General features: G+C 34.0%; 11 protein-coding genes. 3 read left to right on the top strand and 8 right to left on the bottom strand.

The window, feature by feature from the left end:
* Window positions 1-12 precede the first annotated feature (12 nt).
* The 3 genes from ACKX2A_RS00945 (at window position 13) to ACKX2A_RS00935 (ending at window position 3232) form a co-directional block, all read left to right on the top strand.
* Complete coding sequence (locus ACKX2A_RS00945) at window positions 13-486, top strand: tetratricopeptide repeat protein (RefSeq protein ID WP_415327151.1); 474 nt, start codon at window positions 13-15, stop codon at window positions 484-486.
* Window positions 487-595: 109 nt separating this feature from the next.
* Entirely contained in the window at window positions 596-1411 is an 816-nt protein-coding gene (locus ACKX2A_RS00940; RefSeq protein WP_415327150.1) for a helix-turn-helix transcriptional regulator, read from the top strand.
* Window positions 1412-1819: 408 nt separating this feature from the next.
* The gene (locus ACKX2A_RS00935) at window positions 1820-3232 is read left to right on the top strand and encodes a tetratricopeptide repeat protein (RefSeq protein WP_415327149.1); all 1413 of its coding nucleotides are present in this window, start codon (window positions 1820-1822) and stop codon (window positions 3230-3232) included.
* Window positions 3233-3476: 244 nt separating this feature from the next.
* Here the strand turns inward: ACKX2A_RS00935 and ilvA are convergent, their stop codons facing one another.
* The 8 genes from ilvA to ACKX2A_RS00895 form a co-directional block, all read right to left on the bottom strand.
* A complete protein-coding gene (ilvA, locus tag ACKX2A_RS00930) occupies window positions 3477-4742 on the bottom strand; it encodes a threonine ammonia-lyase IlvA (RefSeq protein ID WP_415327148.1) in 1266 nt (421 codons plus the stop codon).
* Window positions 4732-5793 carry a ketol-acid reductoisomerase gene (gene ilvC, locus ACKX2A_RS00925; protein ID WP_415327147.1) on the bottom strand — a complete coding sequence of 354 codons (1062 nt, stop codon included), beginning with the start codon at window positions 5791-5793 and terminating at the stop codon, window positions 4732-4734. Before ilvC ends, ilvA begins: the two co-directional genes overlap by 11 nt.
* A 70-nt stretch (window positions 5794-5863) precedes the next feature.
* Window positions 5864-6397, bottom strand: coding sequence for an acetolactate synthase small subunit (gene ilvN, locus ACKX2A_RS00920; RefSeq protein WP_415327146.1), 534 nt, complete (start codon window positions 6395-6397; stop codon window positions 5864-5866).
* A gap of 10 nt (window positions 6398-6407) precedes the next feature.
* Window positions 6408-8144, bottom strand: a complete 1737-nt coding sequence (gene ilvB, locus ACKX2A_RS00915) for a biosynthetic-type acetolactate synthase large subunit (RefSeq protein WP_415327145.1) — start codon at window positions 8142-8144, stop codon at window positions 6408-6410.
* Between the two features lie 10 nt (window positions 8145-8154).
* Complete coding sequence (gene ilvD, locus ACKX2A_RS00910) at window positions 8155-9837, bottom strand: dihydroxy-acid dehydratase (RefSeq protein WP_415327144.1); 1683 nt, start codon at window positions 9835-9837, stop codon at window positions 8155-8157.
* Window positions 9830-10732, bottom strand: coding sequence for a branched-chain-amino-acid transaminase (gene ilvE, locus ACKX2A_RS00905; RefSeq protein ID WP_415327143.1), 903 nt, complete (start codon window positions 10730-10732; stop codon window positions 9830-9832). The genes ilvD and ilvE overlap by 8 nt, the downstream gene beginning before the upstream one ends.
* Before the next feature lie 372 nt (window positions 10733-11104).
* Complete coding sequence (locus tag ACKX2A_RS00900) at window positions 11105-11605, bottom strand: endonuclease V (RefSeq protein WP_415327142.1); 501 nt, start codon at window positions 11603-11605, stop codon at window positions 11105-11107.
* A gap of 62 nt (window positions 11606-11667) precedes the next feature.
* Window positions 11668-12030, bottom strand: coding sequence for a glyoxalase (locus ACKX2A_RS00895; protein ID WP_415327141.1), 363 nt, complete (start codon window positions 12028-12030; stop codon window positions 11668-11670).
* Between the last annotated feature and the right edge of the window lie 15 nt (window positions 12031-12045).

The following is a 12045-nucleotide window of genomic DNA, read 5'->3' as shown; positions in this document are numbered from 1 at the left end:
ATGAACTTCTATATGAAGCAATTATTACAATTCGTTTTAGTTCTGTTTTCCTCTTTTTATTTTTCTCAGGATTATTATAATCTTATAGATATAACCAATAAACACAGAGAAACAGGCGATATAGAAAATGCCATTAAACTAAACTCAGGTTACCTAAAAAAATATTTAGAAAAAGATGATACAAAAGGAATTGCTACAGCATATATAAATATAGGAGGTTTATTCTTCGCACGTAATGATTATAATGAAAGCCTAATCTATCTGGAAAAAGCTAAAAAATATGTAGAAAAAGTAGATGATCCATTGATAAAATCTAGATTTTATCTTGCATATGGTAGAAATTATTCTTCTCTTAAATTATTCAGAGAATCTAATGAGAACTTAAATAAAGCCATTTATTTCGCGAAAAAATCCTCTAACGCAGATAGAAAAGAAAAGTTTATTTTTTTGGAAATATATGGAAATGGCAAAATTTTAAAAGTATGAAACTTCCCGATTCCGTAAATGTGATACAGAATAAAAGTTTAAAACTTTTCAAAAGAGAACCCATTGTTTATCAAATGATCGCAGACAATTTTATTCAGAAAAAAAGGATTTGGATTCTGCAGAATATTATTTAAATAAAACATTTCCTTTACTAAACAATCATCATATTGAAGAAAAAGCAATGGTTCTAAATACTTTCGGTGACCTTTACACTGCCAAAAAGGATTATAAAAAAGCATTGGATTATTATCATCAGGTTCTGAACGTTTACACTAAAATGAACAGAAAGAGAAGTATATTATCAACGTACAAATGCATCTCACACGTTTATGACCTGTCGGGAGATTCGGTAAACGAAAATGAATATTTAAAAAAATATACACTTCTTCATGATTCAATTGAGATTGATGAAAGGAAAACATACAACAATATTGTAGAAAAAATCGTTAGTGAAAATGAAGCCGAAGACGGAAAAAATAAAAATTTTTTTTTCATTGCAATTGCAATATTAGCAGCAATTTCAGGGGTTATTATTTACTTTGTAAGTAAAGCATACGCTAAAAAGCACAAGCTGAAAGATAAAATTATCTCAGAAAAAGAAACCGAAACAGATGAACTGAAAAAGAAACTGAATACTGCATTTGATGAAATAAATCAGCTTGCTAAAAGTAGAGATCCTTTATTTTTAGCTCGATTTAAAGAAGTTTATCCCGAATTTTTCGAAAAACTCACGGCTAAAAATCCGGATCTTACAGAACACGATATAAAATTTGCAGCGTACATTAGGCTAAATCTTACCAACAAAGATATTGTACAGTTTGAAAATACAACTCTCCGCGCTATCGAAATGAAAAAATACAGATTGAAAAAAAAATTTGATCTTTCGTCAGATATTGATTTTAACAAATGGATTTTAGAATTATAATTAAGTTATTAAAAAATATTCTAATTTTTCATAATAATTGAAATTTATTTTAACTTAAATACCAAATTATAAGATATATATTCATTAATTTTATGATTAGAATTGTTTAAACTTTTTATTTTCAAAGTTTGTCATCGTGAAAGGATCTAAGCATAGTATTAGAAAGCATATGGAAAGATTCGGGTTTAGGTTTCTACGGAAATCGCAGATTCGACGGAGTTAATGACTTTGTAAATATTTTTTCTTAATCCTTAAAATAGGCGACAGTACCATAGCCCCGATTGCAACGGCATCCTTTTTTGTTGCGGCTGGAGCGAAGCGGAAGCTGTAATAAAAAAGATATAGTGGAAAGCGGGATTAAGCTCCTAAAAAAGTTTAAACAATTTCATTTCTTAAAATTATTATACCATGAATCACTTAATTAGGCAATTATTAAAAATAATTTTTATTCTATTTCCTCTTTTACTTTTTTCGCAAGAACACACCGATGTAGTAAATGCGACAAGCGAATATAAAAAAGTCGGAGATATGGAAGGCGCATTGGATTTTAATGCTCAAGTATTAAAAAAATATTTGCAGGAAAATAATATTCTTGGTATCACAACCACTTATATAAACATAAGCGGTCTTTTCTTTTCACAGAATGATTTTAATGAAAGCTTAATTTATTTGGATAAAGCTAAAAAAAGAATAAATGAAGTAAACGATCCGTTGGTTTTGGCTGGATATTATCTTTCCTACGGAGCAAATTATTCTTCTCTTAATCTGTCCCAGCAATCGAATATTAATCTTAATAGAAGTCTTTATTATTCACAAAAATCCACCGCCGATTCAAAGTATAAAAGGAAACTTCTTTTTCTCGCAACTATCTGGAAATGGGATAATTTTGAACGATTGAAAAATCTGGATTCTGTAAATTATATTAAAAAAAATGCGCTGAAATATTTTTCTACAGAACCTTTGGTCTATAACAAAATTGCAGATCACTTTATTGAAAATAAGTCTTATCTGGATTCCGCGGAATATTATCTAAACAAAGGCATTTCTTTTCCCACAAATCATTTCGAAGAAAAGGGAATACTCTTTACTTCTTACGGAAATTTGTACATTCAGCAGAAAAATTATCCGAAGGCTCTTGAGTTTTATCAAAAGGCTCTCTCTGTTTACGAGAAAATGAAGCGAAAGAAAAGCAGCCTTGATGTTTATAAACACATTTCTAAGACATACGGTTTAATGAATGACGCAGAAAATGAAGCCATCTATTTAAAAAAACAAACTCTTCTTAGAGAGAATATCGAAACTGAAGAAAGAAAAATATATCGTCACATCTTAGAAAAAATAGACGTTGAAAAAAATGAAGAAAGTGAGAAAAATAGAAACATTTTCTATATTTCAATCGGAATATTAATCATTATATCATGCATTATCACTTATTTTGTTCATAAAGCTTACAAAAAGATACATTTGTTGAAGGATAAGACTATTTCAGAAAAATCACATGAGACAGATGAATTAAAAAAGAAACTGAAGGTTGCATTCGATGAGGTTAGGCAGCTTGCAAAAAGTGGAGATCCTTTATTTTTGGCTAGGTTTAAAGAAGTTTACCCTGAATTTTTCGAAAAAATTAAAAACATAAATAACGATCTTACGGAACATGATGTAAAATTTGCAGCATATATGCGATTAAAGCTTACCAATAAAGAAATTTTACAATTCGAAAATACAACTCTCCGAGCTATCGAAATGAAAAAATATAGATTAAAGAAAAAGTTTGATCTACCTCCCGATGTTGATTTTAGCAAGTGGATTGTAGACTTGTAGCATTATAAAATAAAACCGACAAATTGTGGTTTGCCGGTTAGAAAAAACAAAAATTGATATGGATATGATTAGATATGTGTTTTTATGAAATGATGTTATATGATTAACTTTTATTGACACAAATTTATATTTATTTAGAATTAATAAAAATAATAGTCAAATGACTTTTATCACTTTTATAAAAATTTATCTAAACGTTGAGATTTAAAAAGACAAAAGCTACCGTTGAAAGTAGCTTTTATCATTAAACAATAATATTCATAATATCCTGTGAATCATTGAGATAAAACTCAAAATATCCTAGATTTCTCATTCTTTCCATTAATCCATTGAAATGTTCCGGCAAAGCCAATTCAATTCCAACAATTGCCGAAGATGTTTCTCGCGAATTTTTCTTGGTATATTCAAAGAAAGTGATATCGTCGGTTTCACTTAAAACATTTAAAACAAACTCTTTAAGCGAACCAGGTCGTTGCGGAAATTTAACTACAAAATAATGTTTCAAACCTTTATAAAGCATCGCTCTTTCCTTGATTTCTTCAGTTCTTGTGATGTCATTATTGCTTCCGCTTACGATACATACAATATTTTTCCCTGAAAGATTTTCATCAAACAAATCTAAAGCAGCGATCGATAAAGCTCCTGCAGGCTCCAAAACCATCGCATCTTTATTGTAAACTTCCAGCAAAGTTTCGCAGACTTTTCCTTCATCCACAGGAACACATTTGTAAATATTATTTCTACAAATATCAAAAGTCAAATCTCCCACTCTTTGTACGGCAGCTCCATCTACAAAAGAATCTATGGAATCTAATTTTGTATTAACTCCATTTTCCACTGATTGTTTCATCGAAGCTGCACCTTTCGGTTCAACAGCAATAATTTTGGTTTCAGGAGACAGTTTTGAAAATACACTTACGATTCCCGCTAACAATCCGCCTCCACCGACAGGAACAAAAATATAGTCTATTTTTTTGTCGGTTTGGTTTAAAATTTCCATTGCCAAAGTTGCCTGCCCTTCAATAATCTGAACATCATCAAAAGGATGGATAAACTCCGCTCCCGAGTTTTCAGAAAATTCAATCGCTGCATTTTTGGAAGCATCAAAAGTATCTGCGAAAAGTTTGATTTCAACAAAATTTTCTCCAAACATGGCGACCTGTTCCAACTTCTGTTTCGGCGTCGTCACCGGCATGAAAATCGTTCCGTGTATTTGAAGTTTATTACATGCAAAAGCCACTCCCTGAGCATGATTTCCTGCACTTGCACAAACAATTCCGTTTTGGATTTTATTTTCTTTGTAAAGACTATAAATTTTATTGTAAGCCCCTCTTATTTTGTAAGAACGTACAGGCTGCATATCTTCTCTTTTCAGAAAAATATTCGCTGAATATTTCTTTGAAAGTCGTAAACTTTGCTGTAATGGCGTATTTTCAATAATATTTTTAAGCGTTTCCTGAGCTTTTTTAATTAAATCTAAAGATGGGTAACATAAGGTATTAGTTTTCATATTCAAAGGTTCTGTCCGGACGAAGTGCTCTTACGGCTTTTCCGGCTTGCCATAATTCACTGTTTTTCAATTCGTCCAATTCAGCATTCAGTTTTTCTCTATAATCTGCTTTGCTGTTGCTGGAGATCGATTTTTGAGATTCGTGTCCCTGTTCTACACTTTCATACAATTCTTCGAAAACAGGTTTTGTCGCTTCATAGAATTTTTTCCACCAATCCAAGGCTCCTCTCTGCGCGGTTGTAGAGCAGTTTGCATACATCCAGTCCATTCCGTTTTCTGCAACCAAAGGCATCAAAGATTGTGTTAATTCCTCCACAGTTTCGTTAAAAGCTTCCGACGGTGAATGTCCTTTTGCTCTCAACACTTCAAACTGAGCAGCAAAAATCCCCTGAATTGCACCCATCAATGTTCCTCTTTCCCCGACTAAATCACTATAAACCTCTTTCTTAAAGTTGGTTTCAAATAAATATCCGCTTCCGACTGCAATTCCTAATGCCACAACTTTATCTTTGGCATTTCCTGTTGCATCCTGATGAATCGCAAAACTGCTGTTCAAGCCTTTACCTTCAACAAAAAGTCTTCTCAAAGATGTTCCTGAACCTTTTGGCGCAACCAACACTACATCAACATCTTTTGGAGGAACAATGCTTGTCTGATGATTATAAGTGACCCCAAAACCATGTGAAAAATAAAGTGTTTTTCCGGGTGTTAAATATTTTTGCAATGTCGGCCAAAACTCGATTTGTGCGGCATCACTCAAAAGATAGCAAAGAATTGTACCTCTGTCTGCAGCTTCTTCTAGCTCGAACAAAGTTTCTCCCGGAACAAACCCGTCTTCAACTGCTTTATCCCAACTTTTAGAATTTTTTCTTTGCCCAACAATCACGTTGATTCCGTTGTCTTTAAGATTTAAAGCCTGCCCAGGTCCCTGAATTCCGTATCCTAAAACCGCAACCGTTTCATTTTGTAATACTTCCTGAGCCTTTTCTACCGGAAATTCTTCTCTTGTTACTACTTGCTCTTCAACTCCTGCAAAATTAATTAATGCCATAATTTTTATAATTTGATTGTTATATTTTTGAAGTTTAAACTTCTTTTTATTTTGTTTTTTAATTTAAATTTTACTGATGACTCATTTCAAATGAATTGAGCTTTTGATGAAAACCATAGTTTTCCTTGATGATTGCAACTCTTCCGCTTCGGATGAATTCCATTAAACCATGGGGTTCGATCACTTTCAAGAAATTGTCGATTTCTTCGTAATGACCAACGATACTGAAAACTGTGTAATCTTTCCGGACACAAACGATTGTCGCACCGTATTGACGAAGAATTCTTTCCACATAAAATTTTTCGGAGACGATATCCGTTTCAATTTTAAACAAAGCCATTTCCTGCCAGACAATTTCTTCATCGGTATTGTAATACACCTTAATGACATCAATCATTTTTTGAATTTGTCTTGAAATTTTTCTTACTAATTCGTAGCTTTCTTTCACTACGATGGTAAACCTTGAAATACTGTCAATTTCTGTTGGCGAAACATTTAAACTCTCGATATTTACTCCACGTCTTGAAAAAACGATTGCTATTTTGGTCAGTAATCCCACCTGATTTTCGGTGAAAACACTTATAGTATATTCTTGTTTATTCATTATAACTACTTTATTTTAAACGAATTTCGCTAATGCTGCATCCCTGCGGAACCATCGGAAATACATTGTTTTCTTTACCTACTTTTACTTCCAAGAGATAAGCTCCTGCCGTTTCAAGCATTTCTTTTAATGAAGATTTTAATTCTTCTCTTTGCTGAACATGTTTACCATTAATTCCATACGCCCTCGCTACTGCTGGAAAGTCAGGACTTGTGATGTCTACAAACGAATAACGTCGGTCATGGAAAAGCTCCTGCCACTGGCGCACCATCCCTAAAAATGAATTATTCAAAACAATCATTTTAACTCCGATACTAAACTGGGAAATCGTTCCCAATTCCTGAATATTCATCTGAAAACCACCGTCTCCGGCAATACAGATTACATGTTTTTCAGGATTTGCCATTTTTGCTCCCATCGCGGAAGGCAAACCAAATCCCATTGTTCCCAAACCTCCGGAAGTCACATTTCTTTTGGAACCCTTAAACTGGGCATACCGACAAGAAATCATCTGATGCTGACCAACATCCGTACAAATAATATAATCTCCGTTGGTTATTTCATTTAAGCATTTTAAAACTTCTCCCATCGTTAATTCTTCGGAAGTCGGATTCAATTCTTTCTCAATAACTTCCTGATTTTCTTCATTTTGAAGTTGTTTAAATTGATTTAGCCATTCTTCATGTTGATTGTCATTCAATAAATTCAATAACAACGGAAGTGTTTCTTTACAATCTCCTAAAACCGGGACATCTGCTTTTACATTTTTATCAATCTCAGCTAAATCGATATCCAAATGAACCACTTTCGCCTGTTTCGCATATTGATCCAAACGTCCTGTTACACGATCATCGAAACGCATTCCAACAGCAATTAAAACATCACAATCGTTGGTTAATTTGTTTGGAGCATAATGACCGTGCATTCCCAACATTCCGACATACAAAGGATGATTGGTAGATAAAGCTCCCAAACCTAAAGCGGTTGCTGCAGCAGGAATTCCTGTCTTTTCAATGAAATTTTTCAATTCATTTTCTGCATTTCCAAGAATTACTCCCTGACCGAAAAGAAGAAAAGGTTTTTTAGCTCCGCTAATGATATAAGCTGCCTTTTCTAAATATTCATGTTTTACTTTAGGCTTTGGAACATAAGATCTTATACTTGTGCACTTTTCATAACTTTCAAAATCAATTTCCTGAAGCTGTGCATTTTTGGTAATATCTACTAAAACAGGACCTGGCCTACCCGATTTTGCGATGTAAAATGCTTTAGCTAAAGCCTTTGGAATATCTTCTGCATCCGTAATCTGGCAATTCCACTTGGTAACGGGAGCCGTAATATTTACAACATCGACCTCCTGAAAAGCATCGGAGCCCAACAACGAAGCATACACCTGCCCCGTAATACAAACCACAGGCGTACTGTCAATCATCGCATCGGCAAGTCCGGTCACCAGATTCGTAGCTCCGGGACCACTTGTCGCAATCGCAACTCCTACTTTATCCGAAGACCTCGAAAATCCCTGTGCAGCATGAATTGCTCCTTGCTCATGTCTTACCAGAATATGCTGAATTGAATCTTTATAATCATACAAAGCATCATAAACAGGGATCACAGCCCCTCCCGGATATCCAAAAACGGTGTCTATATTTTCGGCTTTTAAGATTTCGAGAATTACTTCTGCTCCTTTTAATTTTTTAGAAGCTGAAGTTTTACTTTCTTCTAATTTATTTAATGATAATTCCATTTTTTTGATTTTAAAAATCTGTTATACAGCCATTTGAAGCATCAGAAACCAGCTTGGCATATTTGTATAAAACGCCACTTTTTACTTTATAATCAGGTTGTTGAAAGCCTGATTTTCTTTTATTTAATTCTTCCTCAGAAATCATCAGATTAATGGTATTTTTTTCAGCATCGATTTCGATAATGTCATTATTTTCAACCAACCCAATCAATCCGCCATCAAAGGCTTCAGGTGTGATATGCCCAACCACAAAACCGTGAGTTCCTCCGGAAAATCTTCCGTCTGTAATCAAAGCCACGTTCTTTCCTAATCCTGAACCCATTAATGCTGAAGTTGGCTTCAACATTTCCGGCATTCCCGGCGCGCCTTTTGGCCCTTCATTTTTTATTACGACTACATCGCCTTCCTGAATAATTTTATCTTCAATTCCTTTGATGAACTGTTTTTCACCATCAAAAACTCTCGCTTTTCCTTTAAAAAAACTTCCTTCTTTTCCTGTAATTTTCGCTACACAACCTCTTTCTGCAAGATTTCCATACATAATTCTGATATGTCCAGTTTCTTTAATCGGATTATCAATTTTTCGGATAATATCTTGCTCTCTATCGATAATTGAGGTAATATTTTCAAGATTTTCTGCTACGGTTTTTCCTGTTACTGTTAAACAACCCCCATGAATTAAGCCTTCATCTAACAAATATTTCATCACAGCCGGAACACCACCCACTTTATGAAGATCCTTCATCAGATATTTTCCGCTTGGTTTTAAATCTGCCAATAAAGGTGTTGTATCACTTACTTTCTGGAAATCATCAAGCGTCAAATTATGACCGATACTTTTCGCGATTGCGATAAAATGGAGTACAGCATTCGTACTTCCGCCCAACACCATAATCATTCTCAAAGCATTTTCAAACGCTTTTGGCGTCATAATATCAGAAGGCTTTATATCTTTTTCGAGAAGAATTCTGATGTAATGTCCTGCGTATTCGCACTCTTCTTTTTTCTCTTCACTCAAAGCAGGATAAGACGATGAATAGGGCAAACTCATCCCCAAAGCTTCAATTGCTGATGCCATTGTATTAGCAGTGTACATTCCGCCACAGGCTCCTGCGCTTGGACAGGAATTTTTGATGATTCCATCATAATCTTCGTCTGAAAGTTTTCCGGCAATTTTATTTCCTAACGCTTCAAAAGCCGAAACGATATTCAAATCATTTCCTTTGTAATGACCAGCTTCGATGCTTCCGCCATAAACCATGATTGAAGGACGATTCAATCTCGCCATTGCCATTACAGAACCCGGCATATTTTTGTCACAACCCGGAACTGTAATCAATCCATCGTAATATTGTCCGGCACAAACCGCTTCAATACTATCTGCAATGATGTCACGACTTACCAAAGAATACCGCATTCCGTCTGTTCCGTTGGTCATTCCGTCGCTGATTCCGATGGTGTGAAACATTAGACCAACCAAATTCTGACTATTAACACCTTTTTTTACAATCTCAGAAAGTCCGTTCAGGTGCATATTGCAGGTGTTTCCATCATACCCCATACTCGCTACGCCAATCTGAGCTTTATCAAAATCTTCTTTCTTAAAACCAATTCCGTAAAACATTGCCTGAGTTGCAGGCTGCGTAGGATCCTGTGTTAACGTTTTCGAATATTTGTTAAGTACATTACACATATTGCATTTGGTTTTTCAAGTATGAATAATCTTCTCCAATCACCAAATGTCTATATGCTTTCTGAACGATTGCTGATAAACTATCTTCCCAATTTAGTTTAAACTTAACATTATCAAGCGATTCCAGAGCTACAACTTCGGCTGCCGTTCCGCAGAAAAATGCGGCATCAGCTTCTCTCATTTCTTCAGGAGTAAAGTCTTTTTCTTCAAACCAAATCCCTAACTGAACTAATATCTCAAAAACAGTCGCTCTTGTGATCCCTGGCAAAATGTTACCTTTTTTTGGTGTGTAAAACTTTGAATCTTTTTCGAAGAAAACATTTGCTCCGGAGCTTTCGGCGACATTTCCATTAGAATCTAGCAATAAAGCTTCATCAAAACCTTTATCTTTAGCTTCCTGACAAGCCAAGATTGAGTTTACATAATGTCCGCTCACTTTCGCTTCTATCCTGAAAGCCTTTGGATTTGGACGTTCAAACGAAGAAGTCATCACTCGCATTTTATTTGCCATATAACCATTATCCCAATTCCATGCTTCGATTACCAGTGAGCTTTTTTGTCCTTTAGAAAGTGACATATTTGGTGAACAAATAACCAAAGGTCTTATATAAGCATTAGTTAAATTGCTCATTTCTAATAATTTGTACGTAATATCAATCATCTCCTGTGTAGAATAATTGAAAGGCATCATCATCAATTCTGCAGATTTTCTTAGTCTGTCATAATGTTCTTCTGCTTTAAAAATCTTTGTTCCTTGAGCTGTTCGGTATGATTTAATACCCTCAAATACAGCATAACCGTAATGAAGTGATTGTCCGTAAAGGTCTGTAGAAGCCTTTGAGGCTTTTAAAAATTCTCCGTCAAAATAGAGTAAACTCTCCTCGTTGTAATACATATTTTTATTTTATAGTTTTAAATTTTAGCCATAAAAAAACCATCCCCGGATGAGGATGGTCGTAAATCAATATTTATATTTTTAATATTTTTCAACAATACCACCGCTCATCACCGAACCCGATAATGACAATAATGACAGTAATAATAGCGTTGAATTTTATTTGCATTTTGTTAATTATAACGTGACAAATGTATAGCTTTTTTTTTATTAAGCAAGTGTTTTGGTAATTTTTTTGAAAATAATGTAAAATCGAAACATTTATAAAAAACTAATTTATTTTAAATCTACAAGTGATTTTTCTCAGTTTATTTAAATTTTAATAAAAATTAATATTTGTTTAGTAATTCTTATAAAATTTAATTTATTATGTTAAATTCTCGTCAATTGATCTAATTTTTTAAACAAAGTCGGAATTCTAAAATTTCCATGCATTTGTTCAATTTTTGGTTTAATTTCATCAACATTGATGCCTTTTGACGTTACAAATAAAGGTGTTTTACTTTCTCCTCGAAGCACTTCTCTCCTTTGAAAATCTGGGGATGCGAAACCATTTTTTGCGATTCCGACAATAGGATATTTTTTGTCTAAAGCCTCATAAAGATAGCCTCCAAGACCAATTTTACCATCGTTATCGAGCGTTACATAACCATCGACAATGATGATATCATTTTCTTTTAAATTGATTTGTTTTAATAAACTCAAAATACATGGCAGTTCTCGTTTGTAGAAAGCTCCACTCTCGTAATCGGAAGTGATTGTTGTTTTTTCAGAGAAAGTCTCCGTCTCTATTTCAGATGTCCAATCTTCAAAGGCAATGCAAATTGTGTTGGCGTAGTCATCAAAATAGTAGGTGTCGAATGCGTAAATCATATTTTGGGTTGATAGATTTTGTTGATGATGATGGTTGATTGTTGTTTGAGTTTGATTATTTATTAAAAAAATTCTCCGAAATGCCACAGAATTCCAGCAGGATCGTGTACGAAACATTCTTTTCCCCAATCCATTGTTCTGACGGGGGTTACTTTTGCTCCCTCATATTTTTCGGTAAGATTTAAACTTGAAAGTTCCTGAAAAAATTTATCAGTATTTTCTACTTCAATGAAAATCATGGTGTTATCAATCCAATCTTTTACGAAAGCATCCTGAAGATAAAACCCTACTTCGTTCCATCTGAAAAGGGAAAGTTTGGGTTCTAAAATAATTTCTTCGAAGCCGAAATCTTTATAAAAATTTCTGCTGATTTCAAAGTTTTCAGATCCGATGAATGGACGGATAGATTTAATATTTTGTTTCATATGACTGGTTTTCTG

The organism is Chryseobacterium sp. MMS23-Vi53, from assembly GCF_047651245.1.
Taxonomy (GTDB): domain Bacteria; phylum Bacteroidota; class Bacteroidia; order Flavobacteriales; family Weeksellaceae; genus Chryseobacterium.
This window is presented reverse-complemented; position numbering and strand designations above follow the sequence as displayed.

What these genes read in the sequence shown, in the direction of transcription:
- ACKX2A_RS00945 (WP_415327151.1), top strand. Translation starts at nt 13, where the DNA reads ATGAAGCAATTATTACAATTCGTTTTAGTTCTGTTTTCCTCTTTTTAT.
- ACKX2A_RS00935 (WP_415327149.1), top strand. Translation starts at nt 1,820, where the DNA reads ATGAATCACTTAATTAGGCAATTATTAAAAATAATTTTTATTCTATTT.
- ilvA (WP_415327148.1), bottom strand. Translation starts at nt 4,742, where the DNA reads ATGAAAACTAATACCTTATGTTACCCATCTTTAGATTTAATTAAAAAA.
- ilvC (WP_415327147.1), bottom strand. Translation starts at nt 5,793, where the DNA reads ATGGCATTAATTAATTTTGCAGGAGTTGAAGAGCAAGTAGTAACAAGA.
- ilvN (WP_415327146.1), bottom strand. Translation starts at nt 6,397, where the DNA reads ATGAATAAACAAGAATATACTATAAGTGTTTTCACCGAAAATCAGGTG.
- ilvB (WP_415327145.1), bottom strand. Translation starts at nt 8,144, where the DNA reads ATGGAATTATCATTAAATAAATTAGAAGAAAGTAAAACTTCAGCTTCT.
- ilvD (WP_415327144.1), bottom strand. Translation starts at nt 9,837, where the DNA reads ATGTGTAATGTACTTAACAAATATTCGAAAACGTTAACACAGGATCCT.
- ilvE (WP_415327143.1), bottom strand. Translation starts at nt 10,732, where the DNA reads ATGTATTACAACGAGGAGAGTTTACTCTATTTTGACGGAGAATTTTTA.
- ACKX2A_RS00900 (WP_415327142.1), bottom strand. Translation starts at nt 11,605, where the DNA reads ATGATTTACGCATTCGACACCTACTATTTTGATGACTACGCCAACACA.
- ACKX2A_RS00895 (WP_415327141.1), bottom strand. Translation starts at nt 12,030, where the DNA reads ATGAAACAAAATATTAAATCTATCCGTCCATTCATCGGATCTGAAAAC.